Source organism: Priestia sp. YIM B13491 (assembly GCF_042787605.1).
GTDB lineage: Bacteria > Bacillota > Bacilli > Bacillales > Bacillaceae_H > Priestia > Priestia megaterium_E.
On the sequence record NZ_JBHZOR010000003.1, the window covers coordinates 277849 to 302270 of the forward strand.

The window sequence follows — 24422 nt, forward strand, 5'->3', positions numbered from 1 at the left end:
ATCGCCTAAAATGTATACCACTTTTAGACTAACACATGTTGCCAATAGCAACAACATAAAAATAGAATAATAACTTTTTATTTTACTACACTCAGTAGAATATGACTAGTATTTCTCTAAATATTCTCCTTTCCCTTTTATTTATGAAAAACACCTCGGCATTTTATACCGAGGTGTTTTTCCAGTCGTCATCATTTCAGCTAAAAGAATGTAAGTTTGTATCTTTCTCTTTTATGCATCTTTCTTTTTTCCACTTTCAATAGACTTTTAAACATATGTATTTATGACTCTTCTGCTCCGACCATAATACTGATAAGATAGAGCGCTGTCATAACTGAGCCGATTGTATTGCATATCAAATGAATATATTGGCTGGTCGCCATAAACAAGTATAAGCTTAGCGACAGCAGCACCGTTCCGAACAAAAAAGACCATTTAAATAATGACAGTGGCCGGTTAAACTTTAGACGCAAACAAAAAATAAGAATAAAGCCTACTAGCGCCATCACAAAGAAACTAACATTAAATAAATTGATGGTTATCACGTTTGTTCACACTCCCTTTGCCCCTGAAACTATTATAACATATTTTTCCTTATCTTCATTCTTTCTCTAGGAGCACACGCGTCGAAAATTGTTTTTTTAATGTGTTTATGTCACAATATTTTTATAAAAATTCCAAGGAATGAGGGAATGCATTGACTACACCCGAAGCTCAAGATTCAAAATGGTCCGTTTTAAATAAAGCCCTTCATAGCTCACAATCTGGCATTATCGTGACAGACCCTTCTTTGCCTGATAACCCAATTATTTACCTCAATCAAGGGTTTTCCCTTATGACCGGCTATAAGGAAGAAGAAGTATTAGGAGAAAATTGCCGTTTTCTACAAGGGCCTCTAACAAACCCGCACCACATTGATGAAATTCGCAGCGCTATCAGCCGCAATCAGTCAGTCTCTGTTACGCTTGTTAATTATCGAAAAGACGGCTCTTTCTTTCATAATCAGCTAACGATTGACCCGACATATATAGAAGAAGAAGATAAATACTACTTTATCGGGGTTCAAAAAGACGTAACAATAGAGATTACAGCCCAGGAACAGCTACAGCAAGCTTTGGAAGAAGTTGAAAGGCTATCCACTCCTATCGTGCCAATAGAGAAAGGAATCTCTGTTCTTCCATTAATCGGAACGTTAAACGAACGGCGTATAGAAATGCTATTTAATAGCTTCACCTCACGTAACACAAGGAGCAAAGATCGTTATTTAATCCTAGACGTCTCAGGGTTAGCGCGATTTAATGATTCATTCGGCCGTGATATTCTTAATATTTACAATTGGCTGAAGCTCATGGGAACTCAGCTTGTTTTAACAGGAATTTCTCCTGACATGGCCATACATATGAGCACTATGGAAGATGATATGTCCTTTATTTTAGTCTATCAAAGCATTAAAGATGCCTTACCCAAGCTAAAGCTATAAGCACAAGAAGTGGTTCTTTATGAAAAATAGGTAAAATGCATGAATATGGTAGTTAAAAAATGTTTATTTTTTAATAAATTGGGTTTGAGAGTATACAGTTAGGGAAAACAAGGCGTATAGGAAAATAAATGCGCTCCATAATGGATTTATTTATAAGCATCCTCACTCTAGATCAGGGGATGCTTTTATGCCTTTATTTATAAATCAATTAGACTATACATATATAAGGAGAGTCTTCATGCATAAAAATCAGGACTTATATCATTTTTTTAAAGAACATTCTCTTCAATTAACCGAAGACTGGTACAATCAGCTCGACGATGAAAACGAGTTCTCCGTGTATTCGAGTAAAAATCCAGTAATTGTGAAAGAACTGAAGCAGCAAAATCAAGATTATTTTCAGCATTTATTTGACGTATTTATAAAAGATGAGGAATACTTTTTTTCCGATTTCCAGCAGTGGTCGGTCGAACTTGCACGTGACCCAAAGCATTTAAGTACGCCTCTTCACTTTGTTATTCGAGAATATTTTAATTCACAAAAAATTGTTGTTAATTACTTAAAGAAGTTTATCTCTTTGCATTCAGAAGAGGTAAGCGTGGACAAGATATTTATGTGGTATGACATTATTGTTAAAGCGTTTGATCTATCTATTTATATCTTTATTCAAGAATATCATAAAAATACGCAAGAACAGCTGAACGCTCAGAAAGAGTTAATTAATGAATTAAGTTCTCCTGTGATCATGCTTCAAAACAAAGTTGCCCTTCTGCCTCTTGTGGGAGATATTGGAACGGTTAAAAGTCAGTTTATTTTAGAAAACACGCTTCAGCAATGCTCGGAAAAAGACGTTGAACATTTATGTATTGACCTGCTCGGTGTAGCTACGATTGATACGATGATGGCACAAGAGATTTTTAATTTGGTAAAAGCTCTCCGTTTAATTGGTGTGCAAACCATTTTATCTGGAATTCGACCGGAAATTTCTCAAACTGCCATTCGTTTAGGACTTTCATTTGAACATGTTAAAACTACTTCTTCTCTTGCACAAGCTCTTAATTCTATTGGTTAAGCATATGGCTCTCTATTACAGCATAGAGAGCCATATCTATGGTGTTTCAAATTTTACTGGGGTATAGTAAACACGCCCGATTAACTTTTTCCCGTTGTTATCTTTCCAGTCTGCTACGAGTATATACCGATCACTGTCACTGTGAGAGGCAGAATCTACTGTAATAGCAGATGTTTTTTTTATGTCCTTTTTTTCTACGATGTTTTCATAAATAGACTGATTACGAATTTGTTTGTAATAAAGGGCATTAGGTTCTTTACCATCTATTTTAATGGACACTTGCCCACCTTGAGAGACGGGAATACTATCTTTCATAACAATTTGTCTAAAATTTTTTCGTTCGCCAAAATCAGCTTCACATTCGGTCCAGCAGAAGAATAAAGGCTTGATGATGGCTTCTTTGCCTTCCGCTATTATTTTTATAGCGGGTGGATAAGAATCTTCAAGCGTTTCAGCTGTAGGAACCTGACATGCCGCTAATAAAAACAAACTAAATAGGATAATCACCACTTTCTTCATACTATGTCCTCCCTTTTTTGTAAACGTGGTGCACGTAAGTGAGTGGGTGCATAGTATACTCTTTCGCCTGCAACCAAAAGATTCCTTTTATAATCAACAAAAAAACAGCTGCCTATTTGTTTAGACAGCTGTTTTGTTCTATTTACTTAGCATGCTGATTTCTTTTTTCATATCTTTTTCTACATATTCCATTAAATCAGATACGTAGGTTTGAAGCGGTTTTGTTGCGGTTTTGTGATCATTCATCGTTAATTCATAGATGCTATCGATATTATCAATCATCAGTTCCATATCATCGATGACGCCCGTATGCTTATACATCGTTTTCATCGTAGGATCAAGGGAAGCTAATTCATTATATTCATAGTTTATAGTATTTGAAATATCATCGAGTTCATTGATAAATTGCTTTTTGGTTTTTTTTTCGGCCATCAGCTGATTATACTCTTTAAAAGCAGTTTGAAGGTTTTTCTGAGAGGCAGTCAATACTTTCAGCTGTTCTCGTCCTAAATAATAATCATAAATACTAGTAACAGTAAAATATCCCCCAAATGTGAGCGCGATTCCGACAACCAAACCTATCCAAAACGTGCTCGTTTTAAAAAAATGTTTCATAATGACTCCTTTTATCTGTGTTCTATGTACAACACTAGCTCATGCTGCTGCTTTTTCCTAGGATACACCAAAAACGAAGTGGAAGCTACACTTTTTTAAAAATTTGTCGAAATTTGTCTCTTTTCTCACAAACCTCAGCACATTATGTTCCATCTCTATTTCTCCATCTGTATACATCAAATTCGTTAACCGCTGTAAAACCAATTTTTTCATAGGCTGGCTTTCCTGCACTTGTCGCATGCAAAATACACGTATCCGCCTGTTTTTTTGCTTCAGTAAGAACTTCCTTCAAATATGCGGTGGCCAGGCCTTTTCTCCTCATATGTCTAGCTGTAGTGATGCAATACAAACCCGCTGTACCGTCATAAAAAAAGAGAGACCCGGCTACAGCTGGCTGGTTGTGATAAAGGCCCAGATATAACTGATATTGGTCACCGTGCTGCATAAGCTCCCTAAACCTTTCAAGAAAGTCAGCTTGATATTCTTTTGGTTTTTGATAGCCGTCTATGTATACCGTTATCCATTCTTTCAGTTCAGCTTCTGTGCGCACTCGCTTACATTGAAACCCTTCTACTCCTGTATGTATGTATTCTTTTTCTTGAATGTGCTGAATCATTCCGATCCATTTTTCAGAAGGAACAAATCCGTTTTTATGGAGAACTGGCCCAAGGTTATCATATGAAGATGGACCAACAATCCATAGAGGTTCCTCCCCTTGCCGAGGGCATATTCCCAACGCAGGCTCAATATGGCGGGTTCCTGCATATATGCCTCGATTGTAAGGAGATGCAGAAATCCATTTAATTTCTGATGTATCCACCTTCACAGATTTCTTCGTATGCTGAAAATACATCCAATGCTGAATCAAGTGCTGTTCTACTACCTCGCTTTGATTTTTCATTTTCACTTCATGTCTCCTTTCTTTTCTAAACTATGTTCCGTTTTCTATTATATACTAGTTAGTCTATTTTCTATGACTCTATCGCAGTTCTTAAATCCTTTTACAAGTTTTTTTTATTTTTTTTGCTATTCTATGAATAGTTTTCTTTTAAGTGGGGTATTAACCTATATAAGCAATACATCATTAAAAAGGAGGATGATATTTATGTCATTTTTATGGGCACTTATTGTAGGTGGTATTATTGGGTGGCTTGCCGGATTAATTACGGGAAGAGACGTTCCGGGAGGTATTATTGGTAACATTATTGCCGGTTTTATCGGTTCTTGGTTAGGTTCAGCTATCTTTGGAAGCTTCGGACCAGTTGTAGGTGGATTTGCTATTATTCCTGCTATTATCGGATCAATCATCTTAGTGTTAATCGTAAGTTTCATTATGAGAAAAATGCGTGGCAGTCATAAACATGCCTAATAAATTATTATATTAGAAAAAGAACCTCTGTTGAAAAAGAGGTTCTTTTTTTATATGAAAAATTCTTAAAATTTACTATTTTTAATTTCATAATATTGAAAAATAAACCTATTAATGTTAATTTAACCATAATCACTATAGAAAAAAGAGGAATTAACATGCTGCTTTCAACCCACTCAAAAGACAAATCCATGTACCAAATACTAATAGAAGAAATCGAACAGACACGAACGTTAATGATTCAAACGGCTGTCCGTGAAGGAATGACAAGTCCCAACACACTTCAAGTTAGTCAATCATTAGATGCTTTATTAAATAAGCTTCAAATTTTCTTTTACCAATAAAAGCCCATGATATGGTTACATACTCATGGGCTTTTGTGTTGTATTAGTCCGCTTGATTAACGTATTCCACTGCTTGGTGAAGGCTACTGAAAGTCGTAATGTCAGCCAAATCTAACCCTAAGTTCACCATCGTCTGAGCAATTTCAGCACGAATCCCGCTTAAAACCACTTGAATTCCTAATAATCTTAAAGCACCGATTACTTTAAAAATTTGGTCCGCTACCATCGTATCAATAATTGGAACCGCGTATAAATCAATAATCAACCAATTTAGCTTGTAGTCGCTGCCGTGTTGAAGCGCATTTTCCATTAGAATTTGAGCACGGTTTGTATCTAAATCGCCAACAAGAGGAATCACACCAATTTCTTTCGTAATGCGTACCACAGGAATTGAAAGTTCATCAATTGCATAGCGAGCCGATTGGATTTTGTTTGCAAAGTCGGTCATATATGATTTACTAACCCAGTGTACGGCCTTATCTACTACTACGTTGAAACGAGAAATAACTTGATAGAAGGCATCAAACGTAAACGTTTCGGCTTTTGCCTCTTCTTTAATAATTTCCCCGATAAGATTTCGGTAATAGCTGATTTCTTCTAATGCTACATCCAAAGGAAGCTGAAGGACAACGAGTAAATTGGCTACTTCTCTTCCCCACTCCTCAAGCACTTCAAAGTTTTTTGTATCATTTGTTGAGACAGAATCAGCATATATTTGAATTAAATGAACGCGCCACGGTTCTAACTGTTGTTGAATATTTTTTTCTTCATATTGTTTTTGTTTCGAGAACTCTTCTTTTTTTTCTAGAATTAAATTCGTAATGTGTTTAAGCTTTTTATCTAATAATAATGACTCCATATTGTTCTCCCGTTAAGAATTTGTTTATTTAAAATGATATCACAAATACCGTTAAAAAAAGTAAAACTAGGGGAAAAAGCTTTAAAAAGTGAACCGGATGTCCCTTTTTACGAATAGAATGAGCTAAATTGAATTTAAACCGTACATAAGCTGAACGTCTCTCCTTCGTTTTATCGTTACTTTCACAGTGAATTCTCATACATAACTCTTCAATTTAATGTTGGGCTATCTTAGCATATATGATAAATAAATGAAAAAATGTAAAAGGGTTTGCAGCAAGCATGTCGCATGACAGGGTGTGTTTTAGGAAAGAATGAAAAGGAATTCCCTATAAAAAGGAGGTTAGGTATATGTCATTTATTTGGACGCTTATTGTTGGAGGACTTATCGGCTGGCTTGCTGGTGTGTTAACGGGACGAGATGTTCCAGGTGGAATTATCGGAAACATCATCGCTGGGTTCATTGGAGCATGGTTAGGCTCTCTAATTTTTGGAGATTTCGGTCCAGAGATCGGCGGATTCGCAATTGTTCCTGCTATTATTGGTGCTGTTATTTTAGTCTTAATTGTGAGTTTTGTTTTACGCAAAATGCGCGGAAATAACAATCATCGACATGCCTGAATAAAAAAGAGAAATCAGCGTTTTGATTTCTCTTTTTTCCTTACTTCTTGTAGTAAAATATTTTAACAATGGACCTACCTGTAAGTGTAATTCTTTGTTGCTACATTTAAAAATTGCTGCTTGTCACCTCTCACATTTAATACTTCTATACCCTCATATCAAGCGCGTTAGTAATGAGCAGCTTTGGACCTTCGAGATCATCAAGCATATCGGTGAAGATAGCTTCAATATGAACAAGTGCAGTTTTAGCTTTCATTGAACATTGTTGTATAGCTGCTTTCTATTTCGGTTCTACTAATTCAATAAATGATCTTGCTTGTTTGCCCTTTAACTGTGCGTAGTGTGTATCTGTAGCTAATTCAACGGTTTCGTTTTCTAAGTTGACCCACATTCGATAAGATTGTACCTTTATATCCTTTTTTGTTTCCACCGGTTCAAAGTGGAGAATGTAGTTAGGTTTTCGAATCATTTCAGCTTTTTCTTCTCTCCATGATACATCTTTTAACCACTGCTCCACTTTCTGCACTTGATTTTGGTCTTTCATTTTAACCGCATGGCCATATTGATTATCGGCTATGTATTTTTCGATTACGAGCTTTTGTTCAACAGTGCCGCTTGAAGCACTGCTTTGCTGACATCCTGTTATCACCCAACAAATAGCAATGAGAACAACTAATCCAGACCATACTTTTTTCATTTACATCTACCTTTCTTTGTGTAATTGAAATGAGATGTTCTTGTTGAATGATGCTACCAGCTGCTCGTTTTTAAATCTCTTTTTGCATTCTCCTTTCTTCATCTAAATCCCTGCTTCATTTCCTCAAAAAAACTGAATCCCCGAAAGGATCCAGTTTTTCGTTACGATTCGACATCTTCTATGACATGAACAGCGCGAATAGAGGCGTTTATTTTTGCCTGCTGAACGTACTCTTTTGCTTCTTGTATCGTCATTGCTTCTACCTCTTGATAAAAAACTACGTTTTCCCATTCATATTCTACTGAATAACGATTTGCTTTTTCCACAGAATTCCCTCCTTATTGATGAACTAAAATTTGATCAATCATGCCATATTCTTTTGCTTCATCCGCTGTAAAAAATGTATCTCGATCAGTATCTTTTTTAATTGTTGAAAGCGACTGTCCTGTTCGTTCAGACAGCAGTGCATTTAAGTGGTCTTTTAACCGCAAAATACGCTTTGCTCGAATCTCAATTTCAGCTGCTTGTCCTTTTGCCCCTCCTAGCGGCTGATGAATCATCACTTCGCTATTAGGAAGAGCAAAACGTTTCCCTTTTTGACCGCCCGCTAGTAAAAATGAACCCATAGATGCTGCTAGCCCTATACACAATGTGCTTACATCTGCACGTATAAGCTGCATCGTATCAAAAATAGCCATGCCAGCTGTAATAGATCCTCCCGGTGAATTAATATAAATGCTGATATCTTTTTCTGGGTTTTCTGCATCTAAAAATAAAAGCTGAGCGATAATGCTAGTAGCCACTTCATCCGTAACTTCACCTGTGAGCATAATCACTCGGTCGAGCAAAAGCCTTGAATAAATATCATAGGCACGCTCTCCCTTGCTTGTTTGTTCTACTACATATGGAGTTAAGTTCATGTGACCGCCTCTTTCCCCTGAATTAGTACGAGCAAATTTTTTCACTTTTGTACTGATTTCATGATTTAAAAATGAATCCCCTATCAAGTCTTCATCCGTAAATTTAATTATTAGAGAATGTCTTTCTTGCTGCATATGCAAGCTTTCATCCCGGTAAGTCACAGCAACTGCAATCTCTGCCTGTGGATATAAAACGGCCTCTTCCGTGTAGAGCTCTATTAATAGAGGTTCATCGTCGATATGTTTTACTTCGATTTGCCCCTGTTCGTTTTCCAGGTATCCATTTAAGTTTGTCGTTTTAAACAGACCTTCGGGCAGCTGAATATCAATCGTGATGTTTTTTACTTTTACTTGCGAACGTTCAAATGCAATACAAAGGTGGTTCATTCCTTCTTCTTTTTCCATCACTGATTTTGCTAAGGCCAATTTAATCATGCGATGAATGATCCTTTAAAATCTGAGTAACAGACTCAATCACTTTTTGCCGTACGTCCGCTGATAAATTTCGGTTCATAGCGACAAATACATCTTCATTCACTTGATGCATTTCTTGATTTTGAATTTGTTTACTTCGGTAAAGAGGAAGCTGCGCACCGATGTTTTTTACTTCTTCATCACTCATTGAACGCAGCGTTTCTTGAATGGAAGCTAATGACTCCCCTGCTTTTGATAATGTTAAAACAGCTCGAAAGTAGTGAATGTGCTGATCTGTATACACGCGTTTATTCCCTACTAGAACTAGCGGAGGAACGATTTCTATTTGCGTGTAATATCGTACCGTACGCAGGTTCAAGTCCGCACCTTCATTATTTAATAACTCCGTAATTTGCTTGCCTGTATATGTATTCAAACAATTCCCCCTTGTTAGTTACAGTTAACTGTTACACTGTCATTATACTGTAATCATTTTGTTTTTACAATTAAAACCATGGTAAAAATTTGTAAAATATAAGAGAATTAAAAAAGGTAATGTAAAAAATAGCTGCTTATATCTCAAGCTATTTCTTCCAATAATTACTACGCTATACTTTATAAAAAGGAGAGAACGCATAGTGGGGAATCAACGTATAGATTGTTTGGGATGTCGATTAGCAAATAACCAAGAGAAATCACATGTGATATTTGAAGATTTGTTTGTGACATGTCTGTTAGACCACAAGCCATTTAACGAAGGCCACCTCTTAATTCTTCCTAAAACACATATAGTGGAAATCGACGAATTTGATACTGAACACATGCTGTCCGTGATGAATGCAGCGAAACTAATGACAAAAGCAGTGAAGACACTCTTTGTTCCAGACGGAGTTACTCTCTCTCAAAACGGGGGAATGTTTAACGAGTTAACTCATTTTCACATGCACATCGTTCCACGCTACCAAGAGGAGTGTTTCGGAGATTTTTATACGCAAATTCCCCAGTTTGCTGAAAAAGATGACGCTTTGGCTGCAACAGCTCAGAAAATGCGCCGAGTCATTCAGCAAATGTCTTTATAAAAAAACGGCTTCCTTAGGGAAGCCGTTCTTTTTACTGACGATCAAACAATGAACTTCCTGCAATACCAGGGTTCGTCATTTCAAATGGATTTAAAATGAGATCTAATTCCTCTTCTGTTAACACATCGTATTGAAGGCAAAGCTCACGAATTGGTTTTCCTGTTAAAATCGCTTCACGCGCAATACGTGATACGACTTCATAGCCTAAGTGAGGGTTAACAGCTGTAATAATTCCTACGCTTTTTTCTACATATTCTTTCATGCGCGTTTCGTTTGCTTCAATTCCTGCTAAACAGTGGTCTGTAAAGCTTCTGAAACCGTTATTCATAATGCTGATTGATTGAAGCAAGTTAAATACAAGCACAGGTTCCATGACATTAAGCTCCATCTGACCTGCTTCTGAAGCAAGAGAGATCGTTTGGTCATTTCCCATTACTTGAAACGCAATTTGATTGATTAATTCAGCCATAACCGGGTTTACTTTTCCTGGCATGATTGAAGAACCAGGCTGACGAGCAGGAAGGCTGATTTCTCCTAGACCTGCACGAGGTCCAGATGCCATTAAACGCAGGTCATTTGCGATTTTAGACATATTCGTCATACAGATTTTAAGCGCTGCAGACACTTCTGTATAAGCATCTGTATTTTGAGTAGCGTCCACTAAATGCTCTGCATGCACAAGAGGCAGACCGCTGATATCGGCTAAGTGCTTGACTACATTTTCAATATAGCGAGGATCTGCGTTTAAGCCTGTTCCAACAGCTGTCGCTCCCATATTTACTTCATGCAAATGGTCACGCGTTGCGCTGATACGCTTAATGTCGCGCGCCAACACGCGGCTGTATGCTTCAAACTCTTGACCAAGACGAACGGGTACAGCATCTTGAAGGTGCGTACGGCCCATTTTAATTACATGATCAAATTCTTGTGCTTTTCGTTTAAACACATCGTGCATATCATTCATTGTAACAAGAAGTTTATTTAATAAGTTCAGCGTTGAAATATGAATAGCCGTTGGAAATACATCATTTGTTGACTGAGACATATTCACATGGCTGTTCGGACTTAATTTACCGTATTCGCCTTTATTGTCTCCCATAATTTCAAGGGCACGGTTTGCAATAACTTCATTAGCATTCATATTCATTGACGTTCCTGCTCCACCTTGGATAGGGTCCACAATAAAGTATTCATGCCACTGACCTGCTAAGATTTCATCAGCTGCTTGCACAATCGCATTTCCAATACCCTCATACAAGCGCTTTGTATCCATATTTGCAAGCGCTGCCGCTTTTTTTACAATAGCAAGCGCTTTAATCATTTCTTCATGTACTTTATAACCCGTAATCGGGAAATTTTCTACGGCACGTGCGGTTTGTACACCGTAGTATACGTCTGCTGGGATTTGTTTTTCTCCTAGAAAATCAGCTTCTGTACGATATCCTGCTGTTTCTTGTTTCATAGCTGTACCTGCTTTCTTTTTTAATTAATATCTTCTGCAATCGACGTTTCCATCATCTTTTTAACTTGGTGAGGGTCTTTGGTTTGTCCGAGCACCCACATTAATTTGGGAACAATGGCTTCTGTGTTCATGTTTTTTGAGCGAACGACGCTATCATGATTAATCATTCGGCCTACTTCATAAATGCCCATGTCTTCTCCTTCTTCAAGACATTGAGTCGTAATGACAACGGATACACCGTGGTGTGTTAACTCAACAAGCTTGGCTAAAATGTTGCGAACTTGAAATGGAATACCTCCACTTCCATAGCTTTCAACAACAACGCCTTGATATACATCCTTTAATCCATCGAAAAATTCGGGTTTAATGCCGGGAAACAGTTTAACAACCGCTACATCCGTACAAAGAGATGTATTAACCGTCAGCTCTTCTTTACTAGAGCGAACGGGTTTTGTATATTCCACCGCATTATCATGGATAGACGCCACGTATGGATAATTAATGCTTTCAAATGCATCATAGCTTTTGGTACGAAGCTTGATTGCTCTTGTGCCTTGAATCACACGACCGTCAAAGACTACATAGACTCCGCCTGTTTCTTCACAAGCAAAGCGAATCGCATCTGCAATATTGCGCTTCGCGTCCGTTTTACTAAATGAAATAGGAATTTGAGATCCTGTAATCGCAATTGGTTTTTTAGAATGCTGAAGCATGTAAGAAAGAGCTGCCGATGTGTAGGCCATTGTATCAGTTCCATGGGTGATAACAAAACCATCGTATTCATTATAATGCTCTTCAATCGCTTTTGCCATCTCTATCCAACATTCTGGCTGCATATTTGTACTATCAAGATTCATAAGAGATTTGCTGTCAATTTGACAGTGTTCATTTAAATCAGGTATGTAGCTTAGTAATTGATCTGGCTCCATTCCAGGAACAAGTCCATTTTCACCTTCAAGTGAAGCGACCGTTCCACCAGTTGATAACAATAATAGTTTTTTCAAAACCGACATCCCCTTTGCTTAATTTTTGTAAAAAAACCTGACAATCTATCAAATAAATTATATTCACTTCGCGTACTTCACCTGTAATTATAGTAACCAAAAATCAATAAATCAAGAGAAAAATTATTCGTTTCGCGTACACTTTTTTCTGCAGCAATGATATAATGAATAAAAATGTAAATTAGCTCACGGTTTGATTACAAAGATCTGCGCGCGAGCTGAATGCCTCGGTTTTTTTACATACTATACCTACAAAGGAGCGTCATGAATGTTAAGCAGATTAGCTCAACTCAGGAAAGAAAAAAAATGGTCTCTTCAATATACAGCTGACCAGCTTGAAATTGCTAAAAGCACTTACGCAGGATACGAATCTGGCTATCGTCGTCCTTCTCTTGAAGCACTCGTTACAATCGCAGAACTATTTGATACATCAACAGACTACTTGCTAGGTAAGGAAAAGGAACCTCATTCTCTTTCAGATGCATCAATCGAATTAACATCGCCTCAACCTCATACGATTACAGTCGACGGTGCGGAACTATCTCAAGAAGAAATTCAGCAGCTGACGGCTTTTATTCGTGCTAAAAGACAAATTGAAAAAGAAACTGCACCTTCTTCAATTTAAAGAAGATTAGAAGCAGGGTGCTTCTAATCTTCTAGCTGCATTTCTAAATACCCTACTACTTCTTTTGTTATTTCCTCTTCTGTTTCTTCCAGCAGCTCGCCGGTTATCTTGCTGCCTGGGAGCTTCCTCGAAGAACGGATGCCCCAAAACGTGCGTACACAGTGCCAGATAGGAATAAAAAGACCGTCTAAAAACTCACCTTTTTCCAAAATACCCACTTGAATGGTGGCATGGTAACCAGGCTGAAAAGGATTTGCCCCTTCACGGATCACTTCTACAGAAAGCTCCATCCCTTTTTTTTCAAAAGCTTCTTTATATTGTGCATATATTGATTTGAGAAGTTCTTGCATAGATCTTTCAACTGTATGTATATGTTGTTCTAACTGCGGCGTAAATTGTTTTGCGGTGTATTCCATCTATCTCCCTCTTCTTTCGGTTCCCTACCCCTTATTTTAGCGACTTTCATTTTATTGTATCATAAGAAAAGCGTTCGTCTGTCTAGAAGAAAACCCCGCTTTTTTGTAGAAAAGCGGGGTTTATACATACCTTTACTAGCAATACCTTACATTGCTTTATCTTGTTTAGAAGATGATTTTAATTTTTTATTTTTAGTTGGATCTGGCTCATTCGAAGACATGATAATGTTTCCATCGCCGTTGCACACTTTGCACTTTATAAATCCAAATTTCTTACCGGCTCCTTGGCATTGTGGACAAACATATCGAATTGGCATAAACTGTACCTTCCTTCTTTCTAATTTATACCTGCGCATTGAAAGCGCCTATGGCTAGTTTATAGTTTTATTATAAGTTGTACAATCCACCCTATCAAGACGTGCCAAATTGCACATCTTTAATGGCAAGAAATTCTTCCTTTCTAAAATTCACCTGAAAAATGAGTCGATAGACAGGAGAATTTCTTTTCTTGTCAAAAGGCAATACGTCAGAGGAAGTTTCTTATTGGATATAATTAGCGGATGTTTGCGCTAAAAATTTTGCGCATTTTCGCGAAGCTATAGGTTAAACAACCGTTTTATCTCGAATTTCTTTTGAAATGGTTACGTCTTTCCAAAGCTGTTCGTATTTATAACCCGTTAAACTTTCACAAACCGCTTTCGCTTCAGGAGTAACGTCTTTCGCTCGGCCTCCCTTTTTTCTTCTTTGAATTTCAGTTAATAAGATTTTGTGATTTTCGGGACTTATTTTAAACCATATGGTTGCGATAATTCCAGCGAGAATCAAAATAGCAGGTACAATCATGAACAGCTTTTGCAAGCCCGCTAGCGTAGACGCTGACTGCTCGGCGTTTGGTACATAGCCAATATTTTTTAAGGCAACACCAACAAGAAAAATCGCAAGCGCCTGAGAAGATTTTCGAATAAACGACATCAGCCCTGCATACACGCCTTCTCTTCTTTTTGTCGTAATCATTTCATCTACATCTGATACGAACGGCAGTACATTCCATGGAATCATAATCGCTCCTGAATGACCGCTTCCTAAGAAAAATGCTGCTAGATAAATAAGAACTAAAGAGCTATCTGTTGTTAGGAAACTGAATAAAATAATGCCCGTTCCCCATATGATCATGCTGAAGTTATAGGTTAATTTATTTCCTAACTTAATGGCTATGTACGTAACAAGAGGAATAAATAGCACCTGTGTAATTTGGACAAAGCTTAGGGTGTCTGCATAAATAGCTTCGCGCAGCATGTAATAGGCAATAAAATAAAAGAAAAGAGCATTAAATACATCCATTGCAATGTAAGATGCTAAGTACATGGCAAGATACACGTTAAACGACTTGTTTTTAAATGCACTTCCAAAACTGATAAAAAGCTGCTTAAATTCTAACCAAAATCCGTTTTGCTTTTTTCGTTTCACTACTTCTCCGCTATCCCATGTTCCTTTATAGACAAAAATCCATGGAAGAGCAAAAAGAAGACCAAAGATAATGCCCATGATTAAATACCCTTGTCCACCTGGAAACGCATCAATGATTCGTTTTGGGAAGAAAGCGCCTAAAAATGAAGCGCCTTGTGAAAAGACCATGCGTATTCCCGTCATTTTCGAACGAATGCTATAATCTGTTGTCATCTCTGCTGCTAGCGTATTGTAAGGAACCATGACCATACCAAACGCCGTGTTAAATAAAAGATAGGCTAAGATAAAATAGGTGTATTTGAACATATGCGAGCCTTCAATAGGAATCCACAGCATACTGAACGTGATGGCAACTGGAATGATTCCAAAAAGAAAAAAGACTCTTCTTCGTCCTTTTTTCGTCTGAAGATGATCAGATATGTACCCGATGGTTGGATCTAACAAAGCATCCCACACTTTTCCAAGAGCTACAATCGTTCCTGCTTCTACAGGAGAAAGCCCGACTACATCCGTTAAAAAAACCATAAATAATGTGCCGATGATAAAAAAGGATCCTCCGCCAAACAAATCCCCAAATCCATACGCTACCATATTACGAAAGCGCACTTGTTTTGTTTTCCCTTGCATATGCAGCCCTCCCCCTGAGTAAATAGACTAGCTTCTTTTGTTATTCACTTTTTTCTATTTTACTAAACTATCCCTTGAAAAATAAGGAATATGTCACCTTTTCTACTCAAAAGAATAAGATACTTCTTGGTCATATAACATAGAAAGATGACTGGGTAAACCGTTCTTCTTTATCCTCTATTATAAGTTGACTTTTCTTGCACAGCTGTTATAATTCAACCCATCGCTTGTTATTCGACTATAAAATGCAAACTTGAACATTTGACATCTGAGCTGTTACGAATAAAATAATAAGTATGAAACCTATTGATATCTTTAAAGCATTATCTAATGAAACTCGATTAAATATATTGGAGTGGTTAAAAGAACCTGAAAAGCATTTTAAAGACAAACAAGCACATTTGCCTAAGGAGGTCAGCAGCAGAGGCGGTGTTTGCGTGGGAGATATTCAGGAAAAAGCTCAGCTGTCTCAATCCACAGTGTCCAGTTATCTTTCCATGATGCAAAAAGCAGGTTTGTTAGAGTCAATTCGGCACGGTCAATGGACATACTATCGCCGAAATGAAGAAACGCTTCAAGAGCTTTCTTCATTCTTACGAAAAAAACTTTAACGAGTTTTTTTCACTTATTATATCTATTTTTCTAGATATACAAATATAAAGAAATATTGGAGTGATAAATGTGAAGTTGTTGGTTTATTTGGTTGCGGTTCTAGGCGGCGCTGCTTTAAGTATGGAAGGCGCTATTGCCGGAGAACTTGGAAAAACAGTGGGGAAACTTGAAAGCAGTTATTATATTTTTATCATGGGAACGCTCATTTTAGGTCTGACCACTTTATTTGCTGGAAAAGGAGATTTACCTTACGTCTTAAAAGCACCTAAGTGGAATTTAACCGGCGGTTTATTAGGTACGGTGTATTTAACAATTCTAGTGATTAGTATCCCCTTTATCGGAATTGGCGTTTCAATGGTTGCTGTTATTGTGGGCCAAATGATTACAAGCATGATCATTGAGCATTTTGGTTGGCTTGGCAGCAGCAAAATTAAAATTAACAAAGAACGCGTAATGGCTATTGTATGTATGGGAATTGCGCTTGTACTTATTTTCTAGGAGGATTTTACGATGAGTTTATTGATGGTGATACTTACCTTAATAGGAGGATTAACGCTAAGCGCTCAGTCTTCTATTAACGGCACACTAAGTAAAAAAACAGGTACGTTTGAAACAGCTTTTTTAACTTTTGCGACAGGTGCCATGATTTTAACAATTGTCGTTGTATTCTTTGGTCAAGGAAACATTCTCTCGGTTTTCGATGTCCCTAAATGGCAGCTTACCTGCGCTTTATTCGGAGCATCTTATTTATTTCTAACGGTTTTAGCTGTACCTAAAATTGGTGTAACAGCAGCTAATATCTCAACTGTTATCGGTCAGTTATTTGCAAGTATGATTATCGACCATTTCGGCTGGTTTGGAAGCAAGGAAGTACCCTTTGATCTATCCCGCTGGATTGGTGTAGCATTTATGTTATTAGCTCTTTATTTTATTTTCAAAGGCAATAAGAAAACAGCAGCATAAAATGTTCATGAAAATAGCCAAGTGTCCCTATGTAAAGGCGCACTTGGCTATTTTTGTACGTAAACCGCATTTGAATTTTCAATCAATTATTTAGAACATATTTTATTTAAACTAAATTGATTTTAAATAAGGTAAATTCCACAAAAAAATTGTGCATACCTTCCTGCCTTTGTTCAAAAGATAAAGAGGCAGATCTAGAAAATCGGCTACATAAACGAACAGGTAAGGTGGGTTTTTTCGTGGGAAAATTTTTATTTTTAGCAGCATTTGTCTTTTTTTGTTTTACGCTTTCCATTTCCGCAGAAGAAAATATACCAGAAGAAAATATAGAATCACACGTAAGTCAGCCTGTAGTAAAAGATTTTATTTATCAATCTCTTGAACCTTGGGTACATCAAGATATTACTTCTCATTATGAGAAGGTTTACGGTAAACAGCATAAAAAAGTAAAAGTTCGCCCGATTAAAAAAGATGATATCGGGATACAAATGGGTGAAATACAGCCCGGTAAAGGCGGTAAGTTCACTCATATTGTGCGGGTAAAAATCTTAAACTTAAAAGTAAAGCCTGAAGGAGAAGATGAATTTTTTGCAACGGATACGCTTATTTATAAAGTGAATATTAACGAACTTTCTGCTGAAAATGATGTAGAAAACGTTGTAAAACTGCTTGAGTATAAACATCAAGAAAGATAAAGGTCCAACTCTCCCCCCTTTTGAAGGTATGTATTCCTCTATTCAAAAGGGGCTTTATTATGAAGCGTGTTTTTTCTTCACATTTTTAGGGAATACAACTACCACTTATCCCCTATTTTTTTCATATTGCTAGTGCATAAGGTATGAACTTGATAACTTTTTGTCGGTTTTTATCTATTTCTGTAGGGTTTCCTGTAGGATGAAAAAGAAAGTAAAGCGCTTTAATTACCGTGACAGAAAGGTTGAGGATAGCTGTCCTGCATAACTGGAAATCAATAGGTATTAAGAACTGCATGTAACGACAAAAGTTGACAACCAAAGATTTCAGAATAATAATAATAAAGCAACAATGTTTAAATGAAAGACTTATTTTACATGAAAGGTGTTAGTCAGATGAACAATTTACATCGAAGAATGGGAACATTCGCGTTAACCATGACGGGACTTGGATCAATTATTGGGTCCGGCTGGTTATTCGGAGCTTGGCGAGCAGCTCAAATTGCAGGGCCGGCTGCTATTTTATCATGGGTCATTGGAATGGTCGTTATTTTATTTATTGCACTTTCTTACAGTGAATTAGGATCCATGTTTCCCGAAGCCGGCGGGATGGTCAAGTATACGCAGTACTCACACGGTTCGTTTATTGGTTTTATCGCTGCTTGGGCAAACTGGATTGCGATTGTATCCGTTATTCCAGTGGAAGCAGTAGCTTCTGTACAGTATATGAGTTCGTGGCCTTGGAAGTGGGCACAGTGGACAAGCCACCTCGTAGAAAAAGGAACGTTAACTGGCGAAGGATTAGCTATCGCTACTGTGCTATTGATTATTTACTTTTTACTGAATTATTGGACAGTTGGACTATTTTCTAAGGCCAACTCGTTAATCACTATTTTTAAAATTGTTATACCGGGACTTACAATTGGAGCACTTTTATTTGTAGGCTTTCACGGTGAGAACTTCACTTCTGGAAGCAGCATCGCACCAAACGGCTGGGCTAGTGTGCTAACAGCTGTTGCTACATCTGGAATTGTATTCGCTTTTAACGGTTTTCAAAGCCCCATTAATATGGCTGGAGAAGCAAAGAATCCTGGAAGAGCTATTCCGATTGCGGTTGTAGGCTCAATTTTAGTGGCTACAGTCATTTATTTGCTTCTTCAAATTGCTTTTATCGGTGCGGTAAATCCTTCTGATATTGCGCAGGGATGGAGTCATTTAAATTTCAACTCTCCATTTGCAGATTTAGCTATTGCCCTTAACATTAACTGGCTTGTCATTGTACTGTATGCAGATGCGTTTGTTTCACCATCTGGAACGGGTATTACGTATACAGCTACTACTGCTCGAATGATTTATGGTATGGAACAAAATAAATATTTACCAAGTGTTCTAGGACGCCTTCATCCTATTTATGGTGTTCCGCGTCAAGCCATGTTTTTTAACTTAGCTGTTGCTCTTGTCTTTTTGTTTTTATTTCGGGGCTGGGGCGTGCTGGCTGAAATTATTTCAGTCGCTACGCTTATTTCTTACATTACAGGTCCTGTTACGGTTATGACGCTAAGACGAACTGGCAGCGATTTATATCGTCCCCTTCGTTTAAAAGGATTAAGCATTATTGCGCCGCTAGGTTTTATTTTCGCCTCTTTAACACTATATTGGGCGCGCTGGCCGCTGACGGGACAAGTTTTGTTTATTATTTTAATCGGCCTTCCTATTTATTTTTATTATCAAGCAAAGGCTAAATGGAAAGGTTTTCGACAAAACTTCAAAGGCGGCGTATGGATGGTTGTATACTTACTTTGTATGATGACTATTTCATGGCTTGGAAGCGAAAAGTTTGGAGGCCTTAATGTTATTAAATATGGATGGGATATGGGAATTATTGTTGTTGTTTCCCTTCTCTTCTACACATGGGCTTTAAAAAGCGGCTTCAAAACAGAGTATTTAGAGAATGGAAGAAAAGTAAATGACGGCTTAAAAGCAGCAGCGGCTGAAACAGCCGCTTCCAAAGAGTCATAACAAAAGCATCTTGCTCATGCAAGGTGCTTTTTAGTGAGCAGTTCTAACTTTTTTCAGCACGTCTTCGATCGTCATTTGATCTAAATGCCTGATTACGCTTTGCTCACTCTCTGTAAAAATGTCGTCCATCACTGTTTGAATGTTTGATTTGACAATACAGTCAGCGTCAGGGTCGCCGCTGCACCAGTGAGGCTTCAGCGTTCCTGTCGATATAACCCGATAAATCAATCCAAGACTTATTTCAGCAGGGCTGCAGCCTAAAGTATAACCGCCGCCTAGCCCTTCTTTTGTCCGAACCAAGTTGTTTTTTCTGAGTGTACTCATTATTTTCCGAACCCGTGCAGGATTAGTACAGATGTTATAAGCAATCGATTCACTGCTTGCTCGGTGATCTGGTAAATTTGCTAGGAACACTAAGCTGTGCACGGCAATGGTAAATTCACTGTTCATCTTCCATAAACCACCTTTTTTGTTTCTCTACTGTAACGTTAAGTGACACAGTTGGAAAAGTCAAGAGAGCAAGGAGGGAAAGAAGAACTGTCGCTTTATTTATTCACGGTCTTCTTTTTCTATACTTTCTACTTCATTAGCTGAGTTGATTTCAAGGTATACCGTCTTTTCTTTTAAACTGCCCTTTTCTTCTTTTTCAAAGTCTGTGCTTTTTTGATACGTTTTTTTGCCGTTTGGAACTTTTACCGTTATATGTTTGTTACTTTCTTCTATAAAAATACCCACAATTTTACGTTCGTTTCCATCTTGTTCATACACGCCATCTTTATCTGCTTTTGCTTTTGGAGTTAATTCAATACTAGTTGCTTCTTGTTTAGCTGCGTCAATTTCAGCTTCTACTTCTTTATTAATCATATCTTTTAGCTGTGAGCCTTCCACTTCCATCCCAGAGCTTTTTGGTACTTTAACGAGTTGATCATCGATATTCAGCGTTATTTCTTTTTCAGCGTCTTTTTTTAACGTACCGATCAAGTCAAAATCTTCATCTTTCCCTTTTTTAATGTCTGGGTCGCTTGAATACTGCTGTAGCTTTGTCAATTCTTGACGGTCTTCAATTGGTTTTTCCTCTGCTTTATGATTATCAGATTTTGTTTTGTTAGCTGGTTCACCTGAACAAGCTACCGCACTTCCAATCATACACATAGCGATTAAGAACATGATTCCTTTTGTTAGCTGTTTTTGCATATGTATTCTCCTTTTTCTTTTTTATTTCCACCTTTATACATATGTAAAACAAAAAAGTGAGACATAGCTACATACAGGAAACCTACGCTAACCCTACCAATAAAAAAATCCGAACGAGTTGAATTCTCTATCAAGAATCAAACCCGTTCGGATTTTCTTTTAACTAAAACACTTTTGTACTAGCCTCTTTTTTAAAGCTGCTGTTGCTTCAGTATATGATTTGCTTCTTCTAAGTAAGCCACATACGCCTGTACTTGTTTATCACCATAATTATCTAGTTCAAACAGCGCTTCTTGTATAAAATTAAAATTATCAATAATATGCTGGGTTTTCATGCCTCGGCTTGTGAGTAAATTGTTTAACCATAAGGCATAGTCCGTAAAAATTTGCAGGTTGTCTAACTTATATGTTGTCTCAAGATACTTCATATGGTAGTGATTATCTTCATGACATCTTTCTTTGCCGCGCTCTCCGAATTTTTCGAGCAAAGAAGGTTCTAACTCGTAGATTTTCTCCGTTACTCTTTCGACGATCTTATTAATGGGAAGTGAACTCATCGTGCCACCACTTTGTACTGAGAAACTTTTGGGATGACGGCTGCCAGTTCTTGATCAGGGTACTTTTTCTCTAAATCATGAATACGCTTGAAATCTTCGCTTCGTACCCAGCTTAAATAATTCTCTTTCGTATCAAATGTAAGCTGAACGGTGAGCTCCCCTGCTCGCTTATCGTTTTGAAGAAGTAGAAAGTCTACAAATCCTGGAGCCTCGTCGACTGATTTTGAACGATTTTTATAGATTCCAATCACTTCTTCAGCTTTTTCATCCGGTACATTAAATGTTGAAAATACGGTGTACATCTTTGTTCCTCCCTTTATGATACAAAACCTGGGTTCTTTTCTCTTTATTGTACATCATATGGGAGATGAAATGGTGTTACGTTTAGATTTCACTGCGGTTACAGCAGGTCTTTAACATAAAAAGCCCTTTGAAACAGCATTTCAAAGGGCTTTTTTATCCGTTATTAGTTTTCGATTTTTGTTAATTGTTCTGTATGTGTTTTTACACGTGCCGGATCAATTGTAATGCGGGCAACGCCTGAGTCCATTGCCGCTTTTGCTACAGATTCTGCTACAGCTGGCGCTACGCGAGGATCAAATGGTCCAGGGATAACGTAATCTGCGTTTAGCTCTTCTTCTGTAATAAGAGCTGCAATTGCTTCAACAGCAGCTTTTTTCATTTCTTCGTTGATATGAGTAGCGCGAACGTCTAACGCACCGCGGAAAATTCCAGGGAATGCAAGAACGTTATTTACTTGGTTAGGGAAGTCTGAACGACCTGTTCCAATAACAGCCGCTCCTGCTTCTTTTGCAGCGTCCGGCTTGATTTCTGGATTAGGATTTGCCATCGCAAAGATAATTGCATCTTCATTCATTGATTTAACCATCTCTTGAGATAATGCATCTGCTGCAGATACACCGATAAATACATCCGCGCCTTTAATTACATCGCTTAGCGTACCGCTTTCTTTGTTTACGTTTGTATACGAAGCCACTTCAGCTTTCACTTTGTTCATACCTTGAGAGCGGCCTTCATAAATCGCACCTCTTGTATCACACATAATCATGTCACGTACACCGTAAGAATAAAGAAGTTTTGTAATAGCAATGCCGGCAGCTCCTGCTCCGTTTAAGACGATTTTTAAGTCTTCCATTGATTTGTTTACAATTTTTAATGCATTTACAAGTCCTGCTACCGTTACGATTGCTGTACCGTGCTGATCATCATGGAACACAGGAATATCTACTTCTTTTTTTAGGCGCTCTTCAATTTCAAAGCACTGTGGAGCTGCGATATCTTCTAAGTTAATGCCTCCGAATGTATGAGCCATTAATTTCACAGTTTCAACAATTTTATCTGTATCTGTTGTATCAAGTGTAATTGGGAATGCATCTACGCCTGCAAAGCTTTTAAATAAAATTGCTTTTCCTTCCATAACGGGAAGTGAAGCCGCAGGTCCGATATTTCCAAGACCAAGAACAGCAGTACCATTTGTCACAACGCCGACCATGTTTCCTTTCATTGTGTAATCATACACCGTTTCTGGATGTTCATGAATTTCTTTACAAGGTTCTGCTACTCCCGGAGAGTAAGCTAAGCTTAAATCTTGAGCGTTTTGAACTTCAACTTTTGATTTAACTTCTAACTTACCTTGTTTTTCTTGATGCATATGTAGTGCTTGATCACGTAGTGACATAATTGTATTCTCTCCTTTTTTTCTATACATTTAAATTTTTTAATGAATTTATTTAACACTTGCTTTTTATCTCCATAATTGTAAGACAACCTGACTGAATAAATTCACAGACAAGTGCCATTATGAAACAAGAAACATAAAAAGTAAACTATCTTGCTTAAACCACTGCTGCGCTTCGTTAATATAAAGTCTAGACGTGTCGGCAACTCTTGTTTGTCTCACTTCAAGTTGTCTGATATACAGACAACTTAGAAAACATACAAGCGCTCACTATAGCGCTTTCAAATACGTTTCAGCAAAATCGACGGCTTTAGGCATTGAAAAGAAGTATGCACGTGCTGAACCAATTTTTTCAGCTTTTATTCCTTTTGCTTCAATAAACGCTTCACCTATCTCTTCAAACAGCCCTTCTCGAAACTCTAATTCTTTATACGTCTTCCATACTCGCTTTTCTGAATCTATAACTGGAGATCCTTTTTGAATCACATTTCGATATGGAATCCGATATTCTGCTAGATGAAAAGAAGTATTATTCCCAAACCCGACACCTAATAATAAAACAAAGGCATGTTTTTTGTAAAGCCTTTCAAGAGGAGAATTTTCGCCTAAACTAAATTCAAGGGGATGATCTCTTAAGATGTCTTCGCTGTCCTTTCCCCAAGCGGCGAATGAATACATTGGATGGCTGCTTCTTCTTACGCCAGGATATGTTCGAAAAGTTTCCACGATTTGTCCCATCCCGCTTGTTGGCGTGTGGGCTGAATCATATGCAGGCATCGTTTCCCGAATAGTTTCCCACCACTCTTTTGGCACAGCCGGATTGCCCCACTCTGATGGATCCGAAAGATCGACCGACTGTGACGGCATAACGATCGTTCCTTCCTCTGTCACTGTCTCCATTAAAGCTTGAACAACGGCTACTGAACCTCCGTTTACCCACCCTAATGAAGATAGCGAAGAATGAACCATGATAGTCATCCCTTGTGTGATGCCTAACCTGCGTAAATCTTCTTTTAACGTCTCTTTCGTTCTAGGATGATCTGTTGCTTGGACAATGTGCTTCATCGTAAGCTCCTTACTTATAGTGCTGCTAGAAT

32 protein-coding genes are annotated in these 24422 nt (G+C 37.7%); 12 read left to right on the forward strand and 20 right to left on the reverse strand.

Annotation, left to right across the window (positions count from 1 at the left end; genetic code table 11):
• Positions 1-281: 281 nt before the first annotated feature.
• Positions 282-545 carry a hypothetical protein gene (locus ACFX4E_RS12280; RefSeq protein WP_080781662.1) on the reverse strand — a complete coding sequence of 88 codons (264 nt, stop codon included), beginning with the start codon at positions 543-545 and terminating at the stop codon, positions 282-284.
• Between the two features lie 152 nt (positions 546-697).
• On the opposite strand from ACFX4E_RS12280, the gene ytvA reads away from it, so the two are divergent.
• Both ytvA and ACFX4E_RS12290 read left to right on the forward strand, forming a co-directional pair.
• Positions 698-1480 (forward strand): YtvA family blue-light photoreceptor, encoded by a 783-nt coding sequence (gene ytvA / locus ACFX4E_RS12285; RefSeq protein ID WP_377238176.1) that lies wholly within the window; start codon positions 698-700, stop codon positions 1478-1480.
• A gap of 238 nt (positions 1481-1718) precedes the next feature.
• Positions 1719-2552 (forward strand): STAS domain-containing protein, encoded by an 834-nt coding sequence (locus ACFX4E_RS12290; RefSeq protein WP_028409183.1) that lies wholly within the window; start codon positions 1719-1721, stop codon positions 2550-2552.
• A gap of 36 nt (positions 2553-2588) precedes the next feature.
• Here ACFX4E_RS12290 and ACFX4E_RS12295 read toward each other — a convergent pair whose 3' ends face one another.
• The 3 genes from ACFX4E_RS12295 to ACFX4E_RS12305 form a co-directional block, all read right to left on the reverse strand.
• Complete coding sequence (locus ACFX4E_RS12295; protein WP_028409184.1) at positions 2589-3071, reverse strand: membrane lipoprotein lipid attachment site-containing protein; 483 nt, start codon at positions 3069-3071, stop codon at positions 2589-2591.
• 138 nt (positions 3072-3209) lie between these two features.
• A complete protein-coding gene (locus ACFX4E_RS12300) occupies positions 3210-3686 on the reverse strand; it encodes a hypothetical protein (protein ID WP_028409185.1) in 477 nt (158 codons plus the stop codon).
• Between the two features lie 142 nt (positions 3687-3828).
• Complete coding sequence (locus tag ACFX4E_RS12305) at positions 3829-4587, reverse strand: GNAT family N-acetyltransferase (RefSeq protein WP_231504538.1); 759 nt, start codon at positions 4585-4587, stop codon at positions 3829-3831.
• Positions 4588-4791: 204 nt separating this feature from the next.
• Here ACFX4E_RS12305 and ACFX4E_RS12310 point away from each other — a divergent pair, with 204 nt between their 5' ends.
• On the forward strand, positions 4792-5055 hold the full coding sequence (locus ACFX4E_RS12310; RefSeq protein WP_013083841.1) for a GlsB/YeaQ/YmgE family stress response membrane protein: 264 nt from the start codon (positions 4792-4794) through the stop codon (positions 5053-5055).
• A 158-nt stretch (positions 5056-5213) separates the two neighbouring features.
• Complete coding sequence (locus tag ACFX4E_RS12315; protein WP_013057763.1) at positions 5214-5399, forward strand: aspartyl-phosphate phosphatase Spo0E family protein; 186 nt, start codon at positions 5214-5216, stop codon at positions 5397-5399.
• 43 nt (positions 5400-5442) lie between these two features.
• Here the strand turns inward: ACFX4E_RS12315 and ACFX4E_RS12320 are convergent, their stop codons facing one another.
• Complete coding sequence (locus ACFX4E_RS12320) at positions 5443-6258, reverse strand: STAS domain-containing protein (protein ID WP_028409187.1); 816 nt, start codon at positions 6256-6258, stop codon at positions 5443-5445.
• Between the two features lie 350 nt (positions 6259-6608).
• Here ACFX4E_RS12320 and ACFX4E_RS12325 point away from each other — a divergent pair, with 350 nt between their 5' ends.
• Positions 6609-6878, forward strand: coding sequence for a GlsB/YeaQ/YmgE family stress response membrane protein (locus ACFX4E_RS12325; protein ID WP_013083843.1), 270 nt, complete (start codon positions 6609-6611; stop codon positions 6876-6878).
• A gap of 280 nt (positions 6879-7158) precedes the next feature.
• Here the strand turns inward: ACFX4E_RS12325 and ACFX4E_RS12330 are convergent, their stop codons facing one another.
• The 4 genes from ACFX4E_RS12330 to ACFX4E_RS12345 all read right to left on the reverse strand — a co-directional run bounded on the left by ACFX4E_RS12330 (position 7159) and on the right by ACFX4E_RS12345 (position 9345).
• On the reverse strand, positions 7159-7575 hold the full coding sequence (locus ACFX4E_RS12330) for a YhfM domain-containing protein (protein WP_028409188.1): 417 nt from the start codon (positions 7573-7575) through the stop codon (positions 7159-7161).
• Positions 7576-7736: 161 nt separating this feature from the next.
• Entirely contained in the window at positions 7737-7901 is a 165-nt protein-coding gene (locus ACFX4E_RS12335; RefSeq protein WP_165918639.1) for a hypothetical protein, read from the reverse strand.
• Positions 7902-7913: 12 nt separating this feature from the next.
• A complete protein-coding gene (gene clpP, locus ACFX4E_RS12340; RefSeq protein ID WP_060746381.1) occupies positions 7914-8495 on the reverse strand; it encodes an ATP-dependent Clp endopeptidase proteolytic subunit ClpP in 582 nt (193 codons plus the stop codon).
• A 427-nt stretch (positions 8496-8922) separates the two neighbouring features.
• Complete coding sequence (locus ACFX4E_RS12345) at positions 8923-9345, reverse strand: MerR family transcriptional regulator (RefSeq protein WP_098332019.1); 423 nt, start codon at positions 9343-9345, stop codon at positions 8923-8925.
• A 199-nt stretch (positions 9346-9544) separates the two neighbouring features.
• On the opposite strand from ACFX4E_RS12345, the gene ACFX4E_RS12350 reads away from it, so the two are divergent.
• Complete coding sequence (locus ACFX4E_RS12350; protein WP_098334391.1) at positions 9545-9988, forward strand: HIT family protein; 444 nt, start codon at positions 9545-9547, stop codon at positions 9986-9988.
• A 31-nt stretch (positions 9989-10019) separates the two neighbouring features.
• On the opposite strand, the gene aspA is transcribed toward ACFX4E_RS12350, so the two are convergent.
• Together aspA and ACFX4E_RS12360 are read right to left on the reverse strand one after the other, a co-directional pair.
• A complete protein-coding gene (aspA, locus tag ACFX4E_RS12355) occupies positions 10020-11450 on the reverse strand; it encodes an aspartate ammonia-lyase (protein ID WP_014459383.1) in 1431 nt (476 codons plus the stop codon).
• Positions 11451-11470: 20 nt separating this feature from the next.
• A complete protein-coding gene (locus ACFX4E_RS12360; RefSeq protein WP_025751148.1) occupies positions 11471-12454 on the reverse strand; it encodes an asparaginase in 984 nt (327 codons plus the stop codon).
• Positions 12455-12722: 268 nt separating this feature from the next.
• On the opposite strand from ACFX4E_RS12360, the gene ACFX4E_RS12365 reads away from it, so the two are divergent.
• Complete coding sequence (locus ACFX4E_RS12365; protein WP_028409189.1) at positions 12723-13079, forward strand: helix-turn-helix domain-containing protein; 357 nt, start codon at positions 12723-12725, stop codon at positions 13077-13079.
• A gap of 23 nt (positions 13080-13102) precedes the next feature.
• On the opposite strand, the gene ACFX4E_RS12370 is transcribed toward ACFX4E_RS12365, so the two are convergent.
• The 3 genes from ACFX4E_RS12370 to ACFX4E_RS12380 all read right to left on the reverse strand — a co-directional run bounded on the left by ACFX4E_RS12370 (position 13103) and on the right by ACFX4E_RS12380 (position 15589).
• Complete coding sequence (locus ACFX4E_RS12370; protein ID WP_028409190.1) at positions 13103-13495, reverse strand: hypothetical protein; 393 nt, start codon at positions 13493-13495, stop codon at positions 13103-13105.
• A gap of 146 nt (positions 13496-13641) precedes the next feature.
• A complete protein-coding gene (locus ACFX4E_RS12375) occupies positions 13642-13812 on the reverse strand; it encodes a hypothetical protein (RefSeq protein ID WP_377238178.1) in 171 nt (56 codons plus the stop codon).
• A gap of 286 nt (positions 13813-14098) precedes the next feature.
• Positions 14099-15589, reverse strand: a complete 1491-nt coding sequence (locus ACFX4E_RS12380) for an MFS transporter (protein ID WP_028409191.1) — start codon at positions 15587-15589, stop codon at positions 14099-14101.
• A gap of 296 nt (positions 15590-15885) precedes the next feature.
• Between ACFX4E_RS12380 and ACFX4E_RS12385 the strand changes: the two genes are divergently transcribed.
• The 5 genes from ACFX4E_RS12385 to ACFX4E_RS12405 all read left to right on the forward strand — a co-directional run bounded on the left by ACFX4E_RS12385 (position 15886) and on the right by ACFX4E_RS12405 (position 19875).
• A complete protein-coding gene (locus tag ACFX4E_RS12385) occupies positions 15886-16200 on the forward strand; it encodes an ArsR/SmtB family transcription factor (RefSeq protein ID WP_013083854.1) in 315 nt (104 codons plus the stop codon).
• A 70-nt stretch (positions 16201-16270) separates the two neighbouring features.
• Positions 16271-16699, forward strand: coding sequence for a DMT family transporter (locus ACFX4E_RS12390; RefSeq protein WP_028409192.1), 429 nt, complete (start codon positions 16271-16273; stop codon positions 16697-16699).
• A 12-nt stretch (positions 16700-16711) separates the two neighbouring features.
• Complete coding sequence (locus tag ACFX4E_RS12395) at positions 16712-17164, forward strand: DMT family transporter (protein ID WP_013057779.1); 453 nt, start codon at positions 16712-16714, stop codon at positions 17162-17164.
• Between the two features lie 239 nt (positions 17165-17403).
• Positions 17404-17859, forward strand: a complete 456-nt coding sequence (locus ACFX4E_RS12400; RefSeq protein WP_014459377.1) for a hypothetical protein — start codon at positions 17404-17406, stop codon at positions 17857-17859.
• 393 nt (positions 17860-18252) lie between these two features.
• Positions 18253-19875 carry a glutamate/serine transporter AimA gene (locus ACFX4E_RS12405; protein ID WP_098524736.1) on the forward strand — a complete coding sequence of 541 codons (1623 nt, stop codon included), beginning with the start codon at positions 18253-18255 and terminating at the stop codon, positions 19873-19875.
• A gap of 30 nt (positions 19876-19905) precedes the next feature.
• On the opposite strand, the gene ACFX4E_RS12410 is transcribed toward ACFX4E_RS12405, so the two are convergent.
• The 6 genes from ACFX4E_RS12410 to ACFX4E_RS12435 all read right to left on the reverse strand — a co-directional run bounded on the left by ACFX4E_RS12410 (position 19906) and on the right by ACFX4E_RS12435 (position 24390).
• Complete coding sequence (locus ACFX4E_RS12410) at positions 19906-20325, reverse strand: Rrf2 family transcriptional regulator (RefSeq protein WP_028409194.1); 420 nt, start codon at positions 20323-20325, stop codon at positions 19906-19908.
• Between the two features lie 99 nt (positions 20326-20424).
• The gene (locus ACFX4E_RS12415; protein ID WP_377238179.1) at positions 20425-21069 is read right to left on the reverse strand and encodes a hypothetical protein; all 645 of its coding nucleotides are present in this window, start codon (positions 21067-21069) and stop codon (positions 20425-20427) included.
• Positions 21070-21260: 191 nt separating this feature from the next.
• A complete protein-coding gene (locus ACFX4E_RS12420; RefSeq protein WP_377238180.1) occupies positions 21261-21626 on the reverse strand; it encodes a hypothetical protein in 366 nt (121 codons plus the stop codon).
• On the reverse strand, positions 21623-21928 hold the full coding sequence (locus ACFX4E_RS12425) for an antibiotic biosynthesis monooxygenase family protein (protein WP_013057785.1): 306 nt from the start codon (positions 21926-21928) through the stop codon (positions 21623-21625). Before ACFX4E_RS12425 ends, ACFX4E_RS12420 begins: the two co-directional genes overlap by 4 nt.
• Positions 21929-22092: 164 nt before the next feature.
• Positions 22093-23325: an NADP-dependent malic enzyme gene (gene ystJ, locus ACFX4E_RS12430; RefSeq protein ID WP_057244466.1), complete on the reverse strand. Its 1233-nt coding sequence runs from the start codon at positions 23323-23325 to the stop codon at positions 22093-22095.
• Positions 23326-23595: 270 nt separating this feature from the next.
• Entirely contained in the window at positions 23596-24390 is a 795-nt protein-coding gene (locus ACFX4E_RS12435) for an AAC(3) family N-acetyltransferase (RefSeq protein WP_274862550.1), read from the reverse strand.
• Positions 24391-24422 lie beyond the last annotated feature (32 nt).